This is a genomic window from Geomonas azotofigens, assembly GCF_018919395.1.
Taxonomy (GTDB): Bacteria; Desulfobacterota; Desulfuromonadia; order Geobacterales; family Geobacteraceae; genus Geomonas; species Geomonas azotofigens.
In genome coordinates this window covers 24,635-47,416 of sequence record NZ_JAHLME010000002.1, presented here as the reverse complement: position 1 = coordinate 47,416, position 22,782 = coordinate 24,635, and the positions used below count along the sequence as shown (strand labels likewise).

General features: G+C 60.7%; 23 protein-coding genes and 3 tRNA genes. 22 read left to right on the top strand and 4 right to left on the bottom strand.

The annotated features are described in order from the left end of the window. Positions 1-24: 24 nt before the first annotated feature. From KOL99_RS05270 to KOL99_RS05165, 22 genes are all read left to right on the top strand, one after another. Positions 25-1,689, top strand: coding sequence for an ATP-binding protein (locus KOL99_RS05270; RefSeq protein ID WP_216509441.1), 1,665 nt, complete (start codon positions 25-27; stop codon positions 1,687-1,689). A gap of 31 nt (positions 1,690-1,720) precedes the next feature. Further along, positions 1,721-3,241 carry a sigma-54-dependent transcriptional regulator gene (locus KOL99_RS05265; protein WP_236025826.1) on the top strand — a complete coding sequence of 507 codons (1,521 nt, stop codon included), beginning with the start codon at positions 1,721-1,723 and terminating at the stop codon, positions 3,239-3,241. 302 nt (positions 3,242-3,543) lie between these two features. Beyond that, positions 3,544-4,620, top strand: coding sequence for a glycosyltransferase family 9 protein (locus KOL99_RS05260; protein ID WP_216509439.1), 1,077 nt, complete (start codon positions 3,544-3,546; stop codon positions 4,618-4,620). A 113-nt stretch (positions 4,621-4,733) separates the two neighbouring features. Beyond that, a tRNA-Val gene (locus tag KOL99_RS05255) sits at positions 4,734-4,808 on the top strand. 94 nt (positions 4,809-4,902) lie between these two features. Continuing rightward, a complete protein-coding gene (thrS, locus tag KOL99_RS05250; protein ID WP_216509438.1) occupies positions 4,903-6,813 on the top strand; it encodes a threonine--tRNA ligase in 1,911 nt (636 codons plus the stop codon). Positions 6,814-6,824: 11 nt separating this feature from the next. Next, positions 6,825-7,343 carry a translation initiation factor IF-3 gene (infC, locus tag KOL99_RS05245; protein ID WP_216510266.1) on the top strand — a complete coding sequence of 173 codons (519 nt, stop codon included), beginning with the start codon at positions 6,825-6,827 and terminating at the stop codon, positions 7,341-7,343. Positions 7,344-7,371: 28 nt separating this feature from the next. Continuing rightward, positions 7,372-7,569 carry a 50S ribosomal protein L35 gene (rpmI, locus tag KOL99_RS05240; RefSeq protein WP_129128247.1) on the top strand — a complete coding sequence of 66 codons (198 nt, stop codon included), beginning with the start codon at positions 7,372-7,374 and terminating at the stop codon, positions 7,567-7,569. 230 nt (positions 7,570-7,799) lie between these two features. Further along, positions 7,800-8,153: a 50S ribosomal protein L20 gene (gene rplT, locus KOL99_RS05235; protein WP_015720525.1), complete on the top strand. Its 354-nt coding sequence runs from the start codon at positions 7,800-7,802 to the stop codon at positions 8,151-8,153. 76 nt (positions 8,154-8,229) lie between these two features. After that, positions 8,230-9,246, top strand: a complete 1,017-nt coding sequence (gene pheS, locus KOL99_RS05230; RefSeq protein WP_216509437.1) for a phenylalanine--tRNA ligase subunit alpha — start codon at positions 8,230-8,232, stop codon at positions 9,244-9,246. A 124-nt stretch (positions 9,247-9,370) separates the two neighbouring features. After that, complete coding sequence (pheT, locus tag KOL99_RS05225; RefSeq protein WP_216509436.1) at positions 9,371-11,776, top strand: phenylalanine--tRNA ligase subunit beta; 2,406 nt, start codon at positions 9,371-9,373, stop codon at positions 11,774-11,776. Positions 11,777-11,862: 86 nt separating this feature from the next. Then, entirely contained in the window at positions 11,863-12,141 is a 279-nt protein-coding gene (locus tag KOL99_RS05220) for an integration host factor subunit alpha (RefSeq protein WP_015720522.1), read from the top strand. A 2-nt stretch (positions 12,142-12,143) separates the two neighbouring features. After that, the gene (locus tag KOL99_RS05215; protein WP_216509435.1) at positions 12,144-12,482 is read left to right on the top strand and encodes a MerR family transcriptional regulator; all 339 of its coding nucleotides are present in this window, start codon (positions 12,144-12,146) and stop codon (positions 12,480-12,482) included. Positions 12,483-12,496: 14 nt separating this feature from the next. Next, positions 12,497-12,573: transfer RNA gene (locus KOL99_RS05210), tRNA-Pro, on the top strand. A 160-nt stretch (positions 12,574-12,733) separates the two neighbouring features. Beyond that, the gene (locus KOL99_RS05205; protein WP_216509434.1) at positions 12,734-13,366 is read left to right on the top strand and encodes a paraquat-inducible protein A; all 633 of its coding nucleotides are present in this window, start codon (positions 12,734-12,736) and stop codon (positions 13,364-13,366) included. Next, on the top strand, positions 13,342-14,001 hold the full coding sequence (locus tag KOL99_RS05200) for a paraquat-inducible protein A (RefSeq protein WP_328759752.1): 660 nt from the start codon (positions 13,342-13,344) through the stop codon (positions 13,999-14,001). Before KOL99_RS05205 ends, KOL99_RS05200 begins: the two co-directional genes overlap by 25 nt. Further along, entirely contained in the window at positions 13,994-15,673 is a 1,680-nt protein-coding gene (locus KOL99_RS05195) for a PqiB family protein (RefSeq protein ID WP_216509433.1), read from the top strand. Before KOL99_RS05200 ends, KOL99_RS05195 begins: the two co-directional genes overlap by 8 nt. Positions 15,674-15,675: 2 nt before the next feature. Next, on the top strand, positions 15,676-16,269 hold the full coding sequence (locus tag KOL99_RS05190; RefSeq protein ID WP_216509432.1) for a PqiC family protein: 594 nt from the start codon (positions 15,676-15,678) through the stop codon (positions 16,267-16,269). 60 nt (positions 16,270-16,329) lie between these two features. Beyond that, positions 16,330-17,310, top strand: coding sequence for a glucokinase (glk, locus tag KOL99_RS05185; protein WP_216509431.1), 981 nt, complete (start codon positions 16,330-16,332; stop codon positions 17,308-17,310). A gap of 251 nt (positions 17,311-17,561) precedes the next feature. Further along, positions 17,562-18,119, top strand: coding sequence for a MucR family transcriptional regulator (locus tag KOL99_RS05180; RefSeq protein ID WP_216509430.1), 558 nt, complete (start codon positions 17,562-17,564; stop codon positions 18,117-18,119). A 144-nt stretch (positions 18,120-18,263) separates the two neighbouring features. Beyond that, the gene (locus KOL99_RS05175; protein ID WP_216509429.1) at positions 18,264-18,926 is read left to right on the top strand and encodes an FKBP-type peptidyl-prolyl cis-trans isomerase; all 663 of its coding nucleotides are present in this window, start codon (positions 18,264-18,266) and stop codon (positions 18,924-18,926) included. A 160-nt stretch (positions 18,927-19,086) separates the two neighbouring features. Then, a tRNA-Met gene (locus tag KOL99_RS05170) sits at positions 19,087-19,163 on the top strand. 391 nt (positions 19,164-19,554) lie between these two features. Continuing rightward, on the top strand, positions 19,555-19,953 hold the full coding sequence (locus tag KOL99_RS05165; RefSeq protein ID WP_216509428.1) for a hypothetical protein: 399 nt from the start codon (positions 19,555-19,557) through the stop codon (positions 19,951-19,953). Between the two features lie 157 nt (positions 19,954-20,110). Here the strand turns inward: KOL99_RS05165 and KOL99_RS05160 are convergent, their stop codons facing one another. The 4 genes from KOL99_RS05160 to KOL99_RS05145 all read right to left on the bottom strand — a co-directional run bounded on the left by KOL99_RS05160 (position 20,111) and on the right by KOL99_RS05145 (position 22,775). Next, the gene (locus tag KOL99_RS05160) at positions 20,111-20,377 is read right to left on the bottom strand and encodes a DksA/TraR family C4-type zinc finger protein (RefSeq protein ID WP_216509427.1); all 267 of its coding nucleotides are present in this window, start codon (positions 20,375-20,377) and stop codon (positions 20,111-20,113) included. A 281-nt stretch (positions 20,378-20,658) separates the two neighbouring features. Beyond that, positions 20,659-21,138 (bottom strand): desulfoferrodoxin family protein, encoded by a 480-nt coding sequence (locus tag KOL99_RS05155; RefSeq protein WP_216509426.1) that lies wholly within the window; start codon positions 21,136-21,138, stop codon positions 20,659-20,661. Between the two features lie 200 nt (positions 21,139-21,338). Beyond that, positions 21,339-21,635, bottom strand: a complete 297-nt coding sequence (locus KOL99_RS05150) for a VOC family protein (protein WP_236025825.1) — start codon at positions 21,633-21,635, stop codon at positions 21,339-21,341. 177 nt (positions 21,636-21,812) lie between these two features. Next, complete coding sequence (locus KOL99_RS05145) at positions 21,813-22,775, bottom strand: GlxA family transcriptional regulator (protein ID WP_216509425.1); 963 nt, start codon at positions 22,773-22,775, stop codon at positions 21,813-21,815. Between the last annotated feature and the right edge of the window lie 7 nt (positions 22,776-22,782).

Below are 22,782 nucleotides of genomic sequence, written 5' to 3'. Positions count from 1 at the left end.
GCCTGGAGCCGCAAAGGAAATGCCGTGAAAAACAGGGGCAAACTCCTCGAACAGCTGACGGGTGTCGACTCCTCCAAGCTCAACTACTACGTCGAGCTCAAGAAGAGGAACCAGGACGTGCTGAAGCAAAACAGCCGCCTGGAGATACTGCAGCAGCTCACCCGCGACATCAACATCGACATGTCCATCGGCGACATCATCGAGAGGGCTTTTCGCAAGCTCCCGGAGGCGCTCCCCTGCGACTTCCTGGCACTGGCCAAGCTCACCGAGGGGAAGCTCAAGCTGATCGCCGTGACCCCGCGCGACTTCACCGATCTCGGCTACATCCCGAAGCAGTCCATCCTCTGGAACGCCTTCAGGGCCAAGGGGGCCACCAGCTACAATCCGATGCTCGACCCGCTCTGCCTGGCCCAGGTGACCAGGAAGCACACCGAACCGCTGCGCTCCCTGGCGGCGGCGCCCCTGTTCGAGCGCTCCTCGGTGACCGGCCTGCTCCTATTGGGAAGCACCATCGATGCCGCCTACGCGCGGGCGGAATTGAACTTCGTGCAGCACCTGGCCGACCAGCTCGCCATCAGCATGCAGAACGCGCGGCTTTACAAGCAGGTCTCCCGCGCCAAGAAGGAGTGGGAGGCCACCTTCCGCGCCGTGACCGATCCCATCTTCCTGATCGACACGGACTACAACGTGTTGCTGCATAACGGTCAGCTCCCCCCGGGCATGAGCGACGCCTTCAATCAGGCCATCAGCAACAAGTGCTTCGCCAAGTTGAGGGGCGGGACCGAGCCATGCCAGAACTGCCCGATCCAGGAGATCAAGGAGACCGGCAAGCCGGTGTTCCAGCAGTGGAACACCCCGGAGGGGGAGTTCCTGGAGCTTTCCTACTACCCCGTCTTCAACGAGGATAAGCAGCTCGCCGCGGTCACCATCATCATGAAGGACGTGACCAAGAAGCTTAAGATGGAGGCGCAGCTGGTGCAGTCCGCCAAGATGGTGGCGCTTGGCGTCATGGCCGCCGGGGTCGCGCACGAGCTGAACAGCCCCATGACCGTGATCATCGGTACCGCCCAGATGCTCGCCCGCGACCTGCAGGGGGAGGATGATTCCGAGCACGGCGAGGCGCTCTCCGACATCATCAACTGCGGTCTGCGCTGCAAGCGCATCATCCAGAATCTGCTCACCTTCTCGCGCCAGGACCAGGCCCCCTTCTCGCCGGTGGACCTGAACGCCGAGGCCGAGCGGGTGCTCGACATGATCCAGTACCAGATCAACCGCAGCCAGATAGCGATCTTCGAGCACTTCGACCGCGACCTCCCCAAGATCAACGCCAACGGGCCCCAGATCCAGCAGGTGCTGACCAACTTCCTGATCAACGCCCGCGACGCGCTGACCGAGGTGGACGGCAAGGAGAAGGTGATCGAGGTGTCGACCTCGCTGCGGGTGGACGGCACGCGGCGCTGGGCCGTGCTGAGTGTCAGCGACAACGGCATCGGCATCGCACCCGAGAACGTCTCCAAGATCTTCACGCCGTTTTACACCAGCAAGGAGGCCAGCAAGGGGACCGGACTCGGTCTCTCGGTCAGTCTGGGCATCGCCGAATCGCACCACGGCGACATCGAGGTGGAGAGCACCTTGGGGCAGGGGAGCCGTTTCAGCCTCGTACTGCCGGTAGATGAACGCAACGACTAATAGTTGGGAGCAGGCCGTGACAGAATCTCAAATGCAAATCCTGATAATCGATGACGAGAGGGACGTGTGCACCTTCTTCCGCCGCCTGCTGACGCGCAAGGGGTACCAGGTGGTCACCGCGGCCAACGAGCCCGAGGCCCTGGCCGCGCTGGAGGCGGGACGTTTCAGCGTCGCCCTGGTCGACCTGAAGCTCCCTGACACGGACGGCATCACCCTTCTCGAAATCATCAAGTCGAGGCAGCCCTCCTGCGAGGTCATCATCATGACCGGGTACTCGACGGTGAAAACCGCGGTCACCGCCATGCAGCTTGGCGCCTACGAGTACCTGGAGAAGCCCTTCGACGACATCGACCAGATCGAGCGGATGATCGAGCGGGCGGCGGGGGCGGGGACCGTGCACGGCAGGGGGCTTGCCGCTGCCGACGAGTGGGCCGAGGTTGCCCAGGGGGTCGGTTTCCGGGTCGGCGTCTCCGCGCCGATGAAGCGCATGGTGTCCCTGGCCTACAAGGTGGCGGGCAAGGACATTTCCGTGCTGATCCAGGGGAAGACGGGGACCGGCAAGGAGGTGCTGGCGCGTTTCATTCACGCCGCCTCCGCGCGCGCCGGCCAGCCCTTTATCCCGGTCAACTGCGGCGCACTTCCCGAGAACCTTTTGGAAAGTGAACTCTTCGGTCACGAGAAGGGCGCCTTCACCGGCGCCAACCAGACCCGGCGCGGCATCTTCGAGCTTGCCAACAACGGCACCCTGCTTCTGGACGAGATCGGCGACGCCACGCCGCAGATCCAGGTGAAGCTGTTGCGGGTGCTGGAAACCGGCGAGTTCATGAGGGTGGGGGGGGAGCGTCCCATCAAGACCGATGTCCGGGTCATCGCCGCCACCAACGTCGACCTGGAGCAGGCCATCAGGGAGAAGACCTTCCGCGAGGATCTCTTTTACCGGCTCAACGTGGTGCGGCTGGAGATACCGACACTCGCCGAGCGTTACGAGGACATCCCGCTTCTGGCCGAGCACTTCGTACAGCAGTTGAACCGTGACCTGCGGCTTTCCCCCAGCACCGTGCGTCTGCTGCAGGGGTACTCCTGGCCGGGGAACATCCGCGAGCTTGCCAACGTGATGCGCCGGGCTGTGGTGATCTGTAACGGCGACACCATCCTTCCCGAGCACTTGGGGGGGACCTTTCTGGCGGGGCCTTCGGCGCCGGTGCGTTCGGCCAACCAGCCGTCATTGCGCGCCGCCGAGCCGGAATCGGTTCCTGCGGGTGGCGACCTCATCGAGCAATGCCGAAGTTGCGACTGTCTGGAGCGGTTGGGGGCCGACGAGTTGAACGGGATGCTCACCTCCCTGCGCCAAGCCCAGTCCAACCTGCTGGCGGTGATGCGCAAGAAGAAGATTGTCCCGCCGCTACACGCACTGAAAGATTCCGAGGCCGAGACCATCAAGGAGGCGCTGGCCCAGTACGACGGCAATATCACCGAAGCCGCCAAGGCCCTCGGCATCGCCCGCAACACTCTCTACAGGAAGATGAAGGAGCTGGAGCTTCCCGGGCGGTAGGGCGACCAACCATTCGCCCTTGCCCTGGCCCGTTCCGGATGCACGGACCAGGGGTGGTTGGTGACTGACACCGTCCACTCCACCCTTTTGTTGCCGCCCGAGGCCTGTCCTGGCTTCGTCACTTCGCCTCACATCGGCGACGTTGCATCGATCACCATTGCCGGGCGAATGATTATTCGCCCCTACAGCCCGCAACCTTGGCAATCTCCACGTCTCTCCGGTTGCAACAAACTCCCTGTTTCATGTATAGATGAAGCCGTACCGGCGGCTGTCTGCCGGAACCCCTCTGAAGGAGTGCGGCCTTGCAGGCAAACCAATTGAAACGCTTTGACGCCCTTGCCGGCTCGCTGCTGGTCCGTCTCATGCCGCGCCGGCGCAAGTTCGCTCCGGCGGAAGCGCCTCGTTCCGCCCTGGTGATTCGTCCCGGCGGCATCGGCGACGCCGTGCTGCTCATCCCCGCGCTGCGCGCCCTCATGGCCGCCTATCCCGCGTGCCGCATCGACATCCTCGCCGAATACAGAAACGCCGCGGCCTTCGACTTTTGCCCCGGGGTGAACGCCGTGCATCACTACGACGAGCCGGGCGAGCTGCGCGCCGTCCTGAAGAGCCGCTACGACCTCGTCATCGACACCGAACAGTGGTACCGGCTTTCCGCGCTGGTCTCCCGCCTGGTGCGCGCCCGCCGCTCCATCGGCTTCGCCACCAACGAGCGCAAGCGGCTCTTCACCGATGCCGCCCCCTACGACATGGGGGAGTACGAGCCCTTTTCCTTCTTCCGGCTGCTGGCCCCGTTGGGGATCGAAGCGCCGGCCGAGCTTCCGGTCCCTTTCCTGGAGCTGCCGCCCGCGGCGCTGGAGCACGCGGCTCGCCTTGTGGCCCGCCTGGGCGAGCAACCGTTCGCCGTCATCTTCCCGGGCGCCAGCGTGCCGCGCAAAGAGTGGGGGGGCGTGAAGTTTCGTCAGGTGGCCGCGTCCGTTGCGCTGGCGGGACACGCGACGGTCGTCGTCGGCGGCAAAGAGGACGTTGACGTCGCCGACGCGATCGCCCGGGCCACCGGCGCCATCAACCTGGCCGGCGAGACGAGCCTCGCCGAGACCGCGGCGGTCATCGCCGCCGCCAAGGTGCTCCTGACCGGCGACTCGGGACTCTTGCACATCGCCGCAGGTCTCGGCACGCCGACCTTGGCGCTCTTCGGCCCGAGCGACGCCGTCAAATGGGCGCCCAAGGGGAACGGTCACCGCTATTTCGCCTCGTCGCTTCCCTGCGCCCCCTGCGCCAGGTGGGGCACCATCCCTCCCTGCGCCCACGAGGGGAGCTGCATCGACGCCGATCCCTCAGAGGTGGCGAGGACGCTAATTCAGATGCTTAGGGAGGGATGACCCGGGGGGCGCAACTCTCCAATGAGAAAAATTCATGTGCGTGAAACAAAAGCCTTGACTTTGAAATGGCGAATTGGTACAAAGTCCAAGTTCCACGAAGCAGCAACAAAAACAGGCGCGTAGCTCAGGGGTAGAGCACTAGCTCGACACGCTAGGGGTCGGCGGTTCGAAACCGCCCGCGCCTACCAATCAAAAGAGACCTTCAGTACGAGGTTCGACGGAGGCATCGAGTTTCGATGCCTCTTTCTGTTTTGTCACCAGTTTTTCAAAAAGGGGTCTTGCATGAACGAGATTAAGGTCACGCTCCCGGACGGTTCCCAAAGGCCCTTGCCTGCAGGCTCCTCCATCTTCGATCTGGCCGCTTCCATCGGAGCGGGTCTCGCCAAGGCTGCCATCGCCGGCAAAATCGACGGCAACCTGGTCGATCTCAACACCAAGCTTGCCGACGGCGCCAAGGTCGAGATCATCACCGAGAAGAGCCCCGAGGCCCTCGAGATTATCCGCCATTCCACCTCGCACCTGATGGCGCAGGCGGTGAAGGCCTTGTTCCCCCAGGCCAAGGTGACCATCGGCCCCGCCATCGAGACCGGTTTCTACTACGACTTCGACGTCGATCACCCCTTCACCCCGGAAGACCTCGAGAAGATCGAGGCCAAGATGCGCGACCTCGCCAAGGCCGATCTTAAGATCGAGCGCTCCGAGCTCTCCAGCGCCGAGGCGATCGAGCTGTTCAAGAAGATGGGTGAGGATTACAAGGTCGAGCTGATCGAGGATCTCGGCGCCGACCAGGTTTCCCTGTACACCCAGGGCGACTTCGCCGACCTCTGCCGCGGCCCGCATCTCCCCAAGACCTCCTACTGCAAGGCGTTCAAGCTTACCTCCATCGCCGGCGCCTACTGGCGCGGCGACGAAAAGCGCGCCATGCTGCAGCGCGTCTACGGCACCGCCTTCGCCGACAAGAAGGAGCTGGACGCCTACCTGGAGCGCATCGAGGAAGCCAAGAAGCGCGACCACAGGAAACTCGGCAAGGAACTCGATCTCTTCTCCTTCAACGACGAGGTCGGCGCGGGCCTGGTGATCTGGCACCCCAAAGGAGCCATGCTGCGCACCATCCTCGAGGACTTCGAGCGCAAAGAGCACCTAAAGCGCGGCTATGACATCGTCCTTGGCCCGCAGATCCTGAAGACCGAGCTCTGGCAGCGTTCCGGCCACTACGAAAACTACCGCGAGAACATGTACTTCACCACCGTGGACGAGCAGGGCTACGGCGTCAAGCCGATGAACTGCCTGGCCCACATGATGATCTACCGCTCGCAGCTTCGTTCCTACCGCGACCTGCCGCTGCGCTACTTCGAGCTCGGCACCGTACACCGCCACGAGAGGGCGGGTGTTCTGCACGGTCTTCTGCGCGTGCGCGGCTTCACCCAGGACGACGCACACATCCTGTGCACCCCGGACCAGCTCGATGCCGAGATCAAGGGCGTCATCCAGTTCGTCACCGAGGTGATGGGAATCTTCGGCTTCGAGTTCGAAATGGAGCTTTCCACCCGTCCCGAGAAGTCGATCGGCTCCGACGAGGCGTGGGAAATGGCCACCAGCGCACTCCTGAACGCGCTCAAGGACTCCGGGCGCCCCTACGAAATCAACGAAGGCGACGGCGCATTCTACGGTCCCAAGATCGATATCAAGCTGCGCGACGCACTTGACAGAAGATGGCAATGTGCTACTATCCAGTGCGATTTTACCCTCCCGGAGCGTTTCGACCTCACCTACGTGGACGCGGACGGTGAGAAAAAGCGCCCCGTCATGGTGCACAGGGTCATCCTGGGCGCCATCGAGCGCTTCATCGGTGTCCTCATCGAGCACTTCGCCGGAAACTTCCCGACTTGGCTGGCACCGGTTCAGGCGACCGTTCTCACGGTTACCGACAACCAGATCCCTTACGCGCAGGCCGCGTTCGACAAGCTGCGTGCGGCGGGCGTCAGGGTGCAGAAGGATTTCAGAAACGAAAAGTTGGGCTTCAAGATCCGCGAGGCACAGCTGCAGAAGATACCGTACATGCTGGTGGTGGGCGACAAGGAGGTCGAAGGCGGCCTGCTCGCGCCGCGCTTCCGCGACGGCAAGAACCTCGACGCGATGACTCCCGAGCAGTTCATCGCATTCATAGAGAACGAAGTTAAAACCTACAAATAGGAGGTGGCGTCATAGCTAAACCTACAGTCAACATCAATCAGACCATCAGGGCCAAAGAGGTAAGGGTAGTAGGTGCCGATAGTGAGCAGCTTGGTATTCTTCCGCTTCGCGAGGCTCTGGCGTTGGCTGAGAGTCAGCAATTGGATCTGGTAGAGGTTTCGCCGACAGCCGTTCCCCCTGTCTGCCGTATCATGGATTACGGCAAGTTCAAATATCAGCAGGCCAAGAAGCAGGCTGAGGCGAAGAAGAAACAGGTACAGGTCGAGCTCAAAGAGGTTAAGCTCCGTCCCAAGACCGATACGCACGACCTTGAATTCAAGGTTAAGCACGTTCGCCGCTTCCTGGAAGAAGGGAACAAGGCCAAGATCACCGTCGTTTTCCGCGGGCGTGAAATCACCCACCAGGAACTCGGCATGGCCGCACTGGAAAAAGTAGCCGCCGAACTGGCCGACATCGGCATAGTAGAGGTACGGCAGAAGATGGAAGGGCGCAGCATGTTCATGATCGTCGCCCCCAAAGTAAAAAAATAAACACCACCAACAAAGGAGTAGTAAAACAATGCCTAAAATGAAGACCCATAGGGGCGCCGCCAAGCGTTTCAGCAAGACCGGCACAGGCAAAATCAAGATGGCTCACGCCTTCACCAGCCACATCCTGACCTCCAAGACCAGGAAGACCAAGCGCAACCTCCGCAAGAGCGGCATCGTGGCGGCTTCCGACCACAAGAACATCTGCTGCCTCATCCCCTACAAGTAACCAGGGGCTAGGGACTAGGGACCAGGGGCTAGCGCAAACTAGCGACCGGAACTAGAACCGGAGACAAAAAAACTTATGACCAGGGTACGCGGCGCGGCGGTGCCGGGATGCTTGATTTCACCAGCACCTAGCCCCCAGCCCCTAGTCCCTGGTTTTGCCGAAGTCCGAGAACCGTGAGGAAACGTCTCCCCTTGCGGATCCGGCTAATTTAAAAACCAGAAGGAGTTCGTATGCCAAGAGTAAAGCGCGGTTTTAAAGCGAGACAGAGAAGAAACAAGGTATTGAAACTTGCCAAGGGCTACCGCGGCGCAAGGAGCAAATTGTTCAGGAGCGCCACCGAAGCGGTGGACCGCGCACTGAACTACGCGTTCAGGGACAGAAGGGTGAAAAAGAGGGACTTCAGGGCTCTCTGGATCACCAGGATCAACGCAGCGGCGAGGATCAACGGCCTCTCCTACAGCAAACTGATCCACGGTCTCAAACTCGCCAACGTCGAGATCGACAGGAAAGTGATGGCCGACCTGGCCGTTTCCGATCCCAAGGGTTTCGCAGCTATCGCGGCAGCAGCCAAAGCAAAATTTTAATACATACCGCGGGCATAAAAAGAAATGGGATAGCGATGTCCCATTTCTTTTTTTTATCCGCAATAGGGCGATTGCAATGAAGGAACAACTGGAAGCACTTTTACAAGAGGCACTCGCCGAGCTGGGTCAGGCCTCCACTGAAGAGGGGCTGCAGGAACTGCGGGTCAAGTACCTGGGCAAGAAGGGAGCCGTCACCGGCCTGATGAAGGGGCTGGGCGCCCTCTCGGCCGAGGAGCGTCCCCTGGTGGGCCAGGTGGTGAACACCGTCAAGGCCAAGCTCGAGGAGACCCTGGACGCGCGCAGCGCCGAGATCCGCGCCGCCGTCAAGGCACAGCGCCTGGCCGCCGAGAAGATCGACGTGACCCTGCCGGGCCGCAAGCGCCCCCTGGGCTCCAAGCACCCGATCACCCTGGTCACCGAGGAGATCTGCTCCATCTTCGCCGCGCTCGGCTTCGCCGTTGCCGAAGGCCCCGAGATCGAGCTCGATTTCTACAACTTCGAGGCGCTGAACCTCCCCAAGGACCACCCCGCGCGCGACATGCAGGACACCTTCTACTTCGGCGAGAGCGTGCTGCTGCGGACCCACACCTCCCCGGTGCAGATCCGCACCATGCTGAAGCAGCCGCCGCCGGTGCGCATCATCGCACCCGGCACCGTGTACCGCTGCGACTCCGACGCCACCCATTCGCCCATGTTCCACCAGATCGAGGGGCTCATGGTCGACAAGGGGATCACCTTCGGCGACCTGAAAGGGATCCTGACCCTGTTCATCAGCCAGCTCTTCGGCAAGGACATCGGCGTCAGGCTGCGCCCCTCTTTCTTCCCCTTCACCGAGCCCTCCGCCGAGGTGGACATCGCCTGCGTCATCTGCCGCGGCAAGGGGTGCCGGGTCTGCAAGGAGACCGGCTGGCTCGAGATTCTCGGTTCCGGCATGGTCGACCCCGAGGTGTACCGCCACGTCGGCTACGACTCGGAGCAGTACACCGGGTTCGCCTTCGGCATGGGGATCGAGAGGATCGCGATGCTCAAGTACGGCATCGCCGACATGCGGCTGCTCTTCGAGAACGATCTCAGGTTCCTGAAGCAGTTTTAAAAGGCATTGAACAGGGATAAAAGGGATACGAGGGATGAAAACGGAAATGCCTTCATCGTTTCTGCCGTTATCCCCTGCATCCCCTTTATCCCTGTTAATTGATTTTCCAATTTAAGGAATCGCTATGATAGTTACCTACAACTGGATCAAGGAATTCGTCGATTGCGACCTGCCGGCTGCTGAACTGTCGCACCTGCTCACCATGCTCGGCCTCGAAGTGGAGCGCATGGAAGAGGTGGGCGGCGGCATGGACGACGTGGTGGTGGCCCAGGTGGTCGAGAAGAACCAGCACCCCAACGCCGACAAGCTCTCCCTGTGCAAGGTCGATAACGGCAAGGAGATCCTCGACGTGGTCTGCGGCGCGCAGAACTTCAAGGCCGGCGACAAGGTCGCCCTGGCCCAGATCGGCGCGACCCTACCCGGCGACTTCAAGATCAAGCGCTCCAAGATCCGCGGCGAAGAGTCCTGCGGCATGCTCTGCTCGGAGAAGGAGCTCGCCCTCTCGGCCGAGTCCTCGGGCATCATGATCCTCCCCGAGGAGTTCAAGCTCGGCACGCCGCTCTTCGACGCGCTGGGTACCAAGGACGTCATCTTCGAGATAGGCCTCACCCCCAACCGCGCCGACTGCCTGAGTGTGGTGGGCATCGCCCGCGAGGTCGCCGCGAAACTGGGCAGGAAGGTGCACTACCCGGGCCTCGACGTCGCCGAGACCGGCGCCCCCATCGAGGGGATCGCCAGCGTCGAGATCCTCGCCCCCGAGCTCTGCCCGCGCTACACCGCGCGCCACATCACCGGCTGCACCCTCGCGGATTCCCCCGCATGGCTCGCCAACCGGCTCATGGCGGCCGGGATCCGTTCCATCAACAACATCGTTGACGTGACCAACTACGTGCTGCTCGAATACGGGCACCCGCTGCACGCCTTCGACTTCAAGCTCCTGGCCGGCGGCAAGATCGTGGTCGCCGCAGCGGGCGAAGGCGAGAAGTTCGGCACGCTGGACGGGCAGGAGCGCGAGCTCACCGTCACCGACCTCACCATCCGCGACGGGGAAAAGGCCGTGGCCCTGGCCGGTATCATGGGGGGCGGCAACTCCGAGATAGGGGAGGGGACCACCGAGGTGCTCCTGGAGAGCGCCTACTTCAACCCTTCCGCCATCCGCAAGACCTCCAAGCGCCTGGGCATCCACACCGAGTCCTCGCACCGCTTCGAGCGCGGCGCCGACATCGCCGGCCTCACCCGCGCCCTGGACCGGGCCGCACAGCTGATCGCCGAACTCTCCGGCGGCAAGGTTGCCAAGGGTGTCATCGACGTCTACCCGGCGCCGGTCGAGCCCCGCGTCATCAGCGCGCGTCTCACCCGCATCAACGCGGTCTCCGGGTTGGCGCTCAGCGCCGGTGAGGTGGAAGACATCTTCCGCCGCCTCGAATTCGAGGTGACCCAGACCGAACCGGGCGTATTCCAGGTCAAGGTGCCGCTGTTCCGGGTCGATCTTGAGCGCGAAATCGACCTGGTCGAGGAAGTGGTGCGCGTGAACGGCTTCGAGAAGGTCCCGGCCACCCTGCCGCAGGCCTCGGTCTTCTCCGATCTCCCCTCCGACGCCCAGCGGCTCGCCGCGAAGGTGAAAGAGCTCCTGGTCGCCCATGGCCTCAACGAGGTGATCAACTACAGCTTCGTGGCCCCCTCCTCCTGCGAGAAGATCCTGTTGCCGCACAACGACCCGCGCAGCAACGGCATGGTGCTTTTAAACCCGATCTCCGACGAGCTCTCGGTGATGCGCACCACCATGCTCCCCGGGCTTTTGGACACCGCGGTCAAGAACATCAGCTTCCGCACCCTGAACCTGCGTATCTTCGAGATGCGCCGCATCTACCTCCCGGTGGAAGGGGAGGAACTGCCGCGCGAGCCGCTCTACGTCTCAGCGCTCCTGACCGGCAGGCGCGACCCGGAAGGGTGGAACCAGGGCAAGGAGGAGATCGACTTCTTCGACGTGAAGGGGATCGCAGAGAACATCCTCGCCGAGCTGAAGGTCGGCGGCATCAACTTCAGCACCGACGAGCTTGATCCGTACTACCACCCGGGCAAGGCCTGCCGCATCCTCTCCGGCAAGAAGGTGCTGGGCTCGCTGGGCGAGCTGCACCCGACCGTACAGGAGAACTACGGCATCGCGACGCCGCTGTACTACCTCGAACTGAACTTCGAGGCGCTCATCGCCTGCCGCAAGAAGGAGGGCGCAGCGCAAGTGCCTTCGCGCTTCCCCTCCACCTTCCGCGACATCGCCATGCTGCTCCCCAGGGAGCTGCCGGTCGCCGACGTGATTTCCTGCGTCAACGGCATCAAGGCGCCGGAGCTGGAAGGGGTGGAAATCTTCGACCTCTACATGGGCGGCAACATCGCGTCTCATGAAAAGAGTGTTGCCGTTCGCGTCCGTTACGGTTCCAAGGAACGGACCCTGACCGACGACGAAGTGACCCGTCTGCACCAGAGGGTTATCGATGCGCTGCAGAAAAAATTAAATGTTTCGTTCAGATAAAAACGGTTGCGAAATCGAAAACGCTATGGTATTAGATTAAGCCGCTGTCGAGAACACACTGAAATGTTTCACCTGTTGAGGGGATTATGACCAAAGCGGACATCGTAGAAAAAATTTATGAGAAGGTCGGTTTCTCCAAAAAAGAATCCGCCGAACTCGTTGAGACGGTCTTCGACCTGATTAAGTCCACTCTTGAAGACGGCGACAAGATCAAGATTGCCGGCTTCGGCAATTTCGTAGTGAAAGAGAAGTCTGATCGTCGCGGCAGGAACCCGCAGACCGGCGAGGAGATCACCATCGTGGCTCGCAAGATCCTCACCTTCAAGCCGAGCCAGGTTCTCAAGAGCGCCATCAACAGCCAGTAACCATGATTACCGGGATCCCGGATAAGCACTACCTGAGGATAGGCGAGGTTTCCGCCCTGACGGGACTCCCCACCTCGGTCTTGCGCTTCTGGGAAACCGAGTTCTCCTCGCTGGCACCCAAGAAAAGCAGCAGCGGCCAGAGGCTCTATACCAGGAAGGACGTGGAGCTGGTCGCACAGATCAAAGAACTCCTGTACGCCGAGAAGCTCACCATAGAGGGGGCGAGGCAGCGACTGGAGGGGAAGAAAAAGTACCGAAAATCTGACCTTTCCGGTGAAGCGCTCGCGGCGCTCCTTCACGATGTGAAGCTGGAACTGACCAGTTTGAGGGATCAGTTGTAATTATCAGGTTTAATCGGTGCGTAGCGCAGCCTGGTAGCGCACTAGACTGGGGGTCTAGTGGTCGCTGGTTCGAATCCAGTCGCACCGACCATTTCAATCAGCCGCTTGGGAGACTTCCTGGGCGGCTGATTTAGTTTCAGGCGACAAATGTGGTATGTTTTCATCTGTCATTTTGACTAAAGGGGACTGGCTCCGCCAGGTACCTGTTCCCTTTAAGGCACAGTCCCTTGAACCAGGGAGCTCTTCTCCTGATGGCCGATCGATCCGCACAACTCATCGCCTGCCATGAATGCGACCTGCTGCAGCGCGACATACAGTTGAACCCCGGTTGCTATGCCAGTTGTCCGCGCTGCGGGGCCGTGCTGTACCGAAACGCCACCGACAGCGCCGATCGGACCCTCGCCTACACCCTTGCCGCCGCCATGGTATTCATTGGCGCCAACGTGTTCCCCATCTTCAGCATCGAGGTGCAGGGGGACCGTAGCGCCATCACCCTGTTCGAAGCGGTTCTCTCCCTTTGGGACCAGGAGATGAGGAGCATCTCGCTGCTCGTGTTCCTCACCGCGATGCTGGCTCCGGCCCTGGAGCTCGTCTCCATCACCTACCTCCTGTTGCCGCTCAAACTGGGCAAGGTGCCCCCGAGCTACCCGCTTTTCATGCGGATCCTGCAGTTCATCGAGCCGTGGGGGATGGTGGAGGTGCTCATGTTGGGGGTGCTGGTATCCCTGGTTAAGCTGACCAACAACTTCCGCGTCATCCCGGGGATGGCCCTGTGGTCCTTCGCGGTTCTCACCCTGCTCCTCGCCGCCGCGGCCGCCTCCTTCAACGCACGCGACATCTGGGCGCAACTGGACGCGCGGTGGAAAGAGCAGGTGCCCCGGTGACCGCCGACGCTCCCATCGCGGCGGCCCGCGGCCTGTGCTCCTGCCATGTCTGCCAGCTCGTCTCCCGGCGCACCCGCGGGACCGGCAAGGCGCATTGCCCGCGCTGCGGCGCGCGACTTCATTTCCGCAAGCCGGGAAGCGTGCAGCGCTGCTGGGCCCTGGTGATCGCCTCGTACATACTCTACATCCCGGCCAACGTCCTGGTCATGATGGAGACCGGCTCCCTTATCACCTACCGCAAGGACACCATCGTCAGCGGCGTGGTGCACCTGTGGAAGACCGGCTCCTGGATGATCGCCGTGATCGTGTTCATAGCGAGCGTGGCGATCCCGTTGCTCAAACTGTTTTCACTGACCCTGCTGCTCATTTCCGTGCAGCGGCGCTCGACCTGGAACCCGCGCCAGCGCACCCGCCTGTACCGTCTGGTGGAGGCGGTGGGGCGCTGGTCCATGCTCGACATCTACGTGGTGACCCTGCTGGCCGCGCTGGTGCAACTTGGCACCATGGCCACCGTCAAGGCCGGACCCGCCGCGGTCGCCTTCGGCGCGGTGGTCGTTCTCACCATGTTCGCCACCATGGAGTTCGACCCGCGCCTGATCTGGGACCCGCTGCAGAAAGAGGAGTTTCATGACTGACAGACAAGACGATAGGCAGGACGTGCCGGAAGCCGTCAGCGAACCCAGGCGCCGCTTCTCGGTCCAGCTGGTCTGGATCATCCCCATCGTGGCCGCCATCATCGGCCTTTCCATCGCCGCTAAGGCCTGGATCGACCGCGGCGAGACCATCACCATCTCCTTCAAGACCGGCGAGGGGCTGGAAGCCGGCAAGACCAAGCTGAGGTACAAGGACGTCATGATCGGCGAGGTGAAATCCATCGCCATCTCCAACGACCGCTCCCACGTCGTCGTTACCGCCGAGGTCTCCAAGGACGCCAAGGGGCTCATGGTCAAGGACACCCGCTTCTGGGTGGTGCGCGCCCGCATCTCCGGCGGCAACGTCACCGGCTTGACCACGCTCCTGGGGGGATCCTACATCGGGGTCGAGGCGGGCGCCTCCACCGAGCCGCGCGACCAGTTCGTCGGGCTTGAATCACCGCCGGCGGTCTCCATGGACGTACCGGGGCGCCAGTTCGTGCTGCACACCGACGACGTCGGCTCGCTCTATACCGGATCCCCCGTCTTCTTCAGGAGGATGCAGGTGGGGCAGGTCATCGCCACCGACCTCGACAGCGACGGCAAAGGGGTCTCCGTCAGGGTATTCATCCGCTCGCCCTACGACCGTTTCGTCACTGCCAACACCTTCTTCTGGCACGCCAGCGGTGTCGATCTCACGGTCTCCCCGAACGGGGTGAAACTGAACACCGAATCGATGCTGGCTGTCCTTTTGGGCGGGATATCGTTCGAACAGCGCCCCGACGCGCCGGACGCGCAGTCGGCGCCCCCAAATACCGCCTACACCCTCTACGCCACCCACGACGAGGCGCTGAAAAACTCGGCGACCTCCGAGAAGTTCGCACTCCTGTTCCGCGAGTCGGTGCGGGGGCTCGCCGTGGGCGCACCGGTCGACTTGCGCGGCGTCACCGTGGGCGAGGTCAGTAACATCGACGTGGCGCTAAACAGTTCCCGTTCCGAGTTCTCGGTGACGGTGGAGATCCAGTTTTATCCCGAGCACCTGCTCTCCCACCTGCACCAGGGTAGGGACGGGCAGATGCCCCCCGCCGGCAGCAGGCAGACCAGAAAGCTCCTCGACGACCTGGTGGCGCACGGTTTCCGGGCTCAGATCAAGAGCGGCAGCCTCCTGACCGGCCAGCTTTACGTCGCCCTCGATTTCGTTCCCGGCGCGCGCCCGGCGAAGATCGACTGGAACGCCGCACCGCCGCGTTTCCCGACCGTGCCCGGTTCGATGGAGAAGCTGCAGAAGAACCTGACCGAGATCGTCCAGAAGATCGAGAAGCTGCCGCTGGAGAAGCTTGCCGGCGATGCCGGACACACCCTGCGTACCCTGGACGATACGCTGAAGAGCGCGGACCGGTTGCTGCAGAACATGGACCGTTCCCTGGTGCCGGAGGCCAAGTCGGTGCTGAGCGAAACCAGGACCACCCTCGAGGACGTCAGGAAGACCCTGACCGAGGCGAGAGGCACCCTGGGGGGCGCCAGCCAGGTTCTCTCCGCCGACGCCCCGGTGCAGGTCGATCTGCGCGACACCATGCGCGAGGTGTCCCGCGCCGCCCAGTCCCTGCGCGTGCTCGGCGACTACCTGGAACAGCACCCCGAAGTGCTGATTCGCGGCAAGAAGGAGGATAAGTAACCATGCGCAGGATATTAGCCGCCCTGGCCATCGTCGCCGCCCTGCTCCTTAGCTCCGCCTGCAGCAGGTCGCCCCGGGTCACCTTTTATACCCTGACGCCCGCGACGGCCGCGGGTGCTGTGCAGCAGACCTTCTCCAGTGCCGTCGCCGTCGGCCCGGTTACGATCCCGGAACTGGTGAACCGGCCGCAACTGGTCGTGCGGCTGACGCCCAACCGCGTCGCCGTCCTCGAGTCGCACCGCTGGGGCGAACCGCTCAAAAACGAGATACCGCGCCTTTTGGCGCAGAACCTGGAGCGGCAGCTCGGTTCGAGCCGCGTCTTCGCCTACGACCAGGTCTCCGCCGCTGCGGCGCAGTACCGGGTGCTGGTGGATATCGTGCGTCTGGACACGGTCCCGGGCGAAAGCGTCACCGTCGAGGCCGGCTGGGTGGTGCGCGGCGCCGGAACCGCGAGAAGGGAAGGGCGTGCCGAGGTTCGGGAGAAGGTGACCGGCGCCGATTACGAGGCGGTCGTCGCTGCTATCAGCCGAGCCCTTGCCGGTTTGAGCGCCGAGATGGCCAAGAGCGTCAGGAGCGAGGCTGCCGGCATGAAGTAGCGCCGGCCACGGGCCGTGGTATCCTGAGACGTGGCCGGCGCCGAGCCGGAAGGAGGCGGTATGCTGATTCTGGCAGGAGACGTGGGAGGGACGACGACGCGGCTGGCGTACTTCGAGGCCGATGCCGCCGGGCTTACCGTGCTGGCTCACGGGCAGTACAAAAGCGCCGCACACGGCAGTCTCGCCGAGATGCTGCGCCACTTCTCCCTGCAGCACGGCATCGCGGCCGAGCGCGCCTGCCTCGGCATCGCCGGGCCCATCATCGAGGGGCGCGTCCGCACCCCGAACCTTCCCTGGACCATCGACAGCGCCGATCTTGCCCATACCCTCGGTCTCTCCCAGGTCCGCCTCATCAACGACCTTGAAGCGAACACCTACGGTATCGCGGCGCTGAAACAGGATGACCTTTTCACCCTGAACCCGGGGACTCCCAACCCTGACGGGACCATCGCCGTCGTTTCCGCCGGGACTGGGCTCGGTGAATCGCTGGCCTACTGGGATGGCGGTACGCACCGGCCGCTCCCCTCGGAGGCGGGGCACGCCGATTTCGCGCCGCGCAACGATCTTGAGGCCGAACTGCTGCTGTACCTGCAGGCGAAACACGGCAGGGTGAGTTACGAGCGGGTGCTCTCCGGGCCGGGTCTACACGACATCTACCGCTTTTTGCGTGACCGGCGCTACTACGATGAGCAACCCGCCGTTGCCGAGGCCATGGGGGGGCAGGACCCGCCTGCGGTCATCACCGGGGCCGCCCTGAAAGGAAGCTGCCCCATGTGCGTCAAGGCCGTCGACATGTTCATCGGCGTCTACGGCGCCGAGGCCGGCAACGCGGCGCTCAGGTTTCTCGCCATCGGCGGGGTCTACCTTGGAGGCGGCATCGCTCCCAAGATACTGGACCTGCTCAAAGGTGCCACCTTCATGGTCGCCTTCACGGCCAAGGGAAGACTGAGTCCCCTGGTCCAGTCGATACCGGTGCACGTTATTCTCAACGAGGAAACCGCGCTTCTAGGCGCGGGCCGCGCCGCTTTTTACGCCCCTTGATCTTTTTCGAACTGTTCCCTTCGCAAAATATCCTTCCCGCGATGGATCCGTCATTGTTTACTACAGCGGCACTCCTGATCGTTTCCACGTTACATACAACCTAGCCACCAACGAAAGCGGTTTTGCTTCTTCAGGATGACAATCTATGTAAGAAATAGTGAGTTTAGCCGAACATTATTTGTACTTTATTATTGACAATATTTTTGTCTCTGCTATTAATCACTCAATCATATTACCGAGGAGGATGATTAATGGCGACATTGGTAGAAATAGCGGCACAACTCGTCTCATCGCACGCCTCCAGCACGCCGATGACGTCGGACGAGCTTCTTGCGGAAATAGCCAAGGTTCACGCAGCACTGAAAAACCTCGAAGCCGGACAGGCTATCGAAGGTGTGGAGGAGACACGTTCTTCTGTTTCCGTGAAGGACGCTTTCAAGAAAAACGAGGTGGTTTGCCTTCTGTGCGGCAAGGGGGGCTTCAAGACCCTGGCCCGTCACCTCAGCACCGCCCACGGCATGAAGCCGGGTGCCTACAAGAAACAATTCGGCATCTCCAGCAAGCAGGCCCTTTCCGCCAAGAGCTACTCCGAGGCCCGTCGCAAGATGGCCCAGGACCGCGGCCTCGCCGACAACCTCGCCAAGGCCCGTGAAGTTCGCATGGCCAACATAGAGGCCAAGAAAGAGGGCGCGGCCAAGCCCGCCAAGGCGGCCAAACCCGCAAAGGCTGCACCTAAGGCGCCGGCCAAGACCGCCAAGGCCCCTAAGGCTGCCAAGCCGAAAGCTGTCACCGCCAAAGCCAAGAAGTAAGGCGAAGAGCACCATCATTCAAAACAGCACCTCTACCACGAGGTGCTGTTTTTCATTTAGATGGTTTCACGAAAGCATTGGATGCACGTTGTTTGATAACTGGTATAGTTGTACCTTCGTAAAAAACACTACAGGAGGAGTACTATGAGCAGACTTTTGATTGTTGCATTGGTAGCGCTTTTCGCTTTACCGGCCTATGCGGCCGATGAGAAGAACGCAGACGAGCAGAAGACTTTCTATGCTATCGGGCAGGTCATGGCCCGTCAGCTTGCCGTGTTCGACATGTCCCAGGATGAGATGGACCAGGTGCTCAAGGGTGTGAAGGACGGCGTAGCGAGCAAGACCCCGGGCTTCGATGTCGAGCCGTACAAGGCGAAGATCCAGCAACTGGCCCTGGCGCGTCGCAACGCCCAAGGGGAGAAGCTCGCGGCGAAAACCAAGGAGTTCGTCGAGAAGGCCGCCAAAGAGAAAGGCGCCGTCAAGACCGAGTCCGGTCTCATCTACAAGTCGCTCAAGGAAGGGACCGGCGCCAGTCCGACCGCAACCGACAAGGTGAAAGTCAACTACCGTGGCACCCTGATCGACGGTAAGGAGTTTGACAGCTCCTACACCTCCGGGCGTCCCGTCGAGTTCGGGCTGAACCAGGTGATCAAGTGCTGGACCGAAGGACTGCAGAAGATGAAGGTAGGCGGCAAGGCCCAGCTCATCTGCCCCGCGGATCTCGCCTACGGCGAGCGCGGTTCCGGGCTGATCCCCGCCAACGCGACACTGGTATTCGAGGTTGAGCTTCTGGATATCGTGAAGTAGATAGCATCGTTGTTGTGGTTGATAGAGATGAAAAACTTTTAGCATAGTTTTTTATTGACAAAAAAGACGCTCTAGAATATAAAGGGTGTCTCTTGAGGCGGCGCGAAAGAGTCGTTGAGGGTGTAGTAGGTAGTCGAGATCATTAACAAATTAAGAGCTTGGCGGTGTAGCTCAGCTGGTTAGAGCACACGGCTCATATCCGTGTTGTCCGGGGTTCAAGTCCCTGCACCGCCACCATACAAAAAGAGCCTTTCGGTTATGCCGGAAGGCTCTTTTGCTTTGTCCCCGCAAGCGCCTCCTCCTTCCGCCAGTGCAGTCTCCCCTTGTGTTTTGCAGTTCCTCCCAAACGTCCTGCGCAGAAAATGTTGTCCACGAAGCGGTACCCATGAATCAGAGGCTCCCCCTTTGCGAAGGGGGACAGCAGGGATTTGCCTTGTCCACCACCACAGACCTCTATCCCATCTTTGCTCATTCTTATTGCCGTACCTGTGTTGTCAGCGGTTGAGTCGGAAGTCGGAAAAACCCTTGCTTGTGGAACAGCGCGCATGATTCAGCTTGCTAATGTTGTTTAATGGGACTAACTTGTTCCGTCAATGATATTAGTGTGATAGCTGAAAAAGGAGAGTGCATGTTTCGCAGGGTAGTTGGCTTTTTGATTGGTTTTCTTGGTTCTCTTGTTTTGTTCGCACTGGCTACCGCGGCTTTAAATGTGGCTCCTAGAGGTCCGGGTTGGGTCTTCATCATGATCGGTATAGGTGCTTGGTTTTCGAGGTTATTCTCTAATCCTAAGAAGGTTATTGCCGACTCTGTTGACAAGGTGTCTGGTCCAAGAGAGGCAGTCAGTAATGTCTGGTGGTCTTTCGAACCAAAGCTAAGGCTAGCTCTTGTTGTAAGCGCTGTATGGATTGTTGCATCTTTCAGCATACAAGACGAGTACGAGAGAAATGTTAAAGTAATACTGCTGCCAGCTTTCGCTGTTATAGCTTTTTATTTCGGACATCGTTTTCTGGTTCAGGAAAGATCATAACCGCGTGCAGAAGCGGTAGAGGGACAACCATCAAATTATGCGTTATCCTCTGCCGTAGTCTCTGAAGAAACGCATAAACAGTACAGACGAATATGATGAAGTGAAAAGGCCACGAGAGATCGAGGCCTTTTTTACTACCCGCTGCCTGCTGGGGGGATCACTTTAGTTGACTATCTTTACTACCTCTTCGATTGAAGGGTGCATCTGCTTTCAGCCTTTTTTCCAACTCGGATTGGCAGCTGACACAATACCGAACCCCGGGCATCGCTTTGCGACGCGCCTCAGGAATGGCTGCCTCGCACTCCTCACAATGGGTTCGGCTTTCGCCCGCCGGCAATCTGCTTTTAGCCAACTGGACTGCCGATTCCACTGTCGCATCTATCTGATCCTGTACCGCACCATCGCGGGACCAACCAACTGCCATGATTTATGCCTTATTTCCAGGACGTCATGATTTTCGAACGCCCGCTTTTCTGAACCGCTCCTGGCCCCACATTGAGAGTTCAGTATATCCTTTCCCCGGACAGATTTGGGTTTAATTCCTCCCATTTACAACCTGTGGGGGGAAACCAGGGGCAGGCAGCAAAGTTTGAAGATAGGGCGGATCTGCGGGGCAGGGGGCAGGCTTGCGAAGTTGCAATCTCTGATGCTCTAGCAGTTAAGTTTGCAACATTGCAAGCCTGCCCCAGAATTGATCGGCTGGGATCAGGTTACTACGATATCGAGGGTACCTTCCCATAGACCATGGAGGTTGCAGTGCTGTTTCGCCACCAGGGTCACCTTACCGGTTGGCGCGGCCTCTTTGGGGACCACTACGGTGAAGGCAACTTTCGGTGCCAGGTACCCCCGCGGCTGCAGGTCCACTCTCCCTGCCGGCTCATTGCCAAGGCTGAGCTCGATAAAGCCGATCCAGTGGGCCGGCACCATGCCGTGGAGCACTTCGCCGACCGATACTTCCACGGTGAAAGGCTTGCCGGCCGTTACTGAGGCGGGAGCGGTGATGACTGGCGCATGGCTTCTCTCGATCGGAGTCTTTTTGGCTGGGTCCTTTACCCTGTTGATTGTCTCGAAAAGCTTCATGTCCACTTGGTCCGGAAAATAGCGCTCGGCCGCCGCAACCGTTCCAGCGAAACCAGCGACAAGGGAGCCGGTAACTGTGGTTTTCAGAAAAGCCCGTCTGTTCACCTTGCACCTCCTCTTGGTATTGCCACCCGTTTGTTAACCTCGGTAACTCACCTGAGTCTAATGGCTGATCGAGACAAGTCAACGGGATACCGCTCAAATGGCAAAGCGGGAGGCGCTGTGCAGGGGATACTGACAACCGCCCCACAAAACAAAAAGAGCCTTCCGGTTTAACCCAGACGGCCCTTTTGCTTTGTGTATGGCTAGAGGTAGTTTGATACTTCGATCAAATTACCATCCGGGTCTCTGAAGTAGATGGAATTTATCGGGCCGGTTGCGCCGGTCCTTTTTATGGGACCCTCTATAATGACCACGCCGCATGATGAGATATGCCGTTCCAGTTCCGCTATGGGTACGGTGCTGACCAGGCAAATGTCCTGGGTTGCCGGGGCCGGTGCTTTTGCTTTTGGCTCGAACTCCTTGCCGAACTGGTGCAGGTTTATCTTCTGACGCCCAAAACAGAGGGCCTTGCGCCCCTCACCGAACGTTTCCACCCTCATTCCTAGTACCCGCTCCTAGAATTCGCACGTCTTAGCGACATCAGCCACCGTGAACACCAAATGATCAATCCGGTCAATCATGAAGTGCCTCCTTAAGGTATTGGGCCCCTGCCACAGGTCACGATGCTTATCGATTCAATTAAGGCGCCGCCGGCCTGTTTTATAACTCCCACGACCTCACGTAACAAGGCTGCCGGCTTGGAACGTTTTGCGCCATTCGGTGGGGGTGACGTCGAACTTTGTCTTGAAGTGCTGACGCAGAGACGCGGCGGATTGGAAACCAACCAGCTCGGCTATGGTTTCTATGGAGTGGCTGGTGGTCTCCAGCAGCTCCTGGCTCCGCTGCAGGCGCTCGCTCATGAGCCAGGCGCCGACGGACATGCCGGTGGCTTTCTGGAAGTGCCGCGTGAAGGTGCGGCGGCTCATCAGGCTGTGATCGGCCAACTCGTCCAGGCCGTGCACCTTGTCGAGGTTGTTCCTCAGGTATTCGAGCAGCTTGTTGACGTTGGCGTCGCGGGTGGAAAGGGGGACGGGTCGCTCTATGAACTGCGCCTGCCCACCTTCGCGGTGCGGCGGGATGACCATGCGCCTGGCAACTTTGTTGGCGACGGCCCGGCCATGTGCCCTGTGCACCAGGTAGAGACAGCAATCGAGACCGGCAGCGGTTCCGGCGGAGGTCACCATCCGGTTGTCTTCGACGTAGAGGGCGTTGGTGTCCAACCGCACGTTCGGGAAGCGGGTGAGAAAGTCCTGCTCGAATTCCCAATGCGTGCCGGCCTTAGACCCCTCCAGCAGACCTGCGTAAGCGAGCACGTAGGTGCCAAGGCACAGCCCAACCACCAGGGCCCCACGCCGGTGCGCCGCCACCAGTGCGTCGAGCAATGCCTGGTTCGGCCGCTCCGCGGGATCGCGCCAATAGGGGACGATGACGATGTCCGCCTGTTCCAGCGCTTCCAACCCGAAGGAGGTCTCGATGCTGAAGCCCTGCCGGGAGCGCAAGGCACCTGGCTCTCCCGCGCAGATCTTCAAGTCGAAGAGCTTTTGTCCGGGCAGGATGTCGCCGAAGATGATGCACGGCACCGAGAAGTGAAAGGGGCTGAAGTGGTTGATGGCGACGACTGCTACCGACGGAACCGACATGGTACCT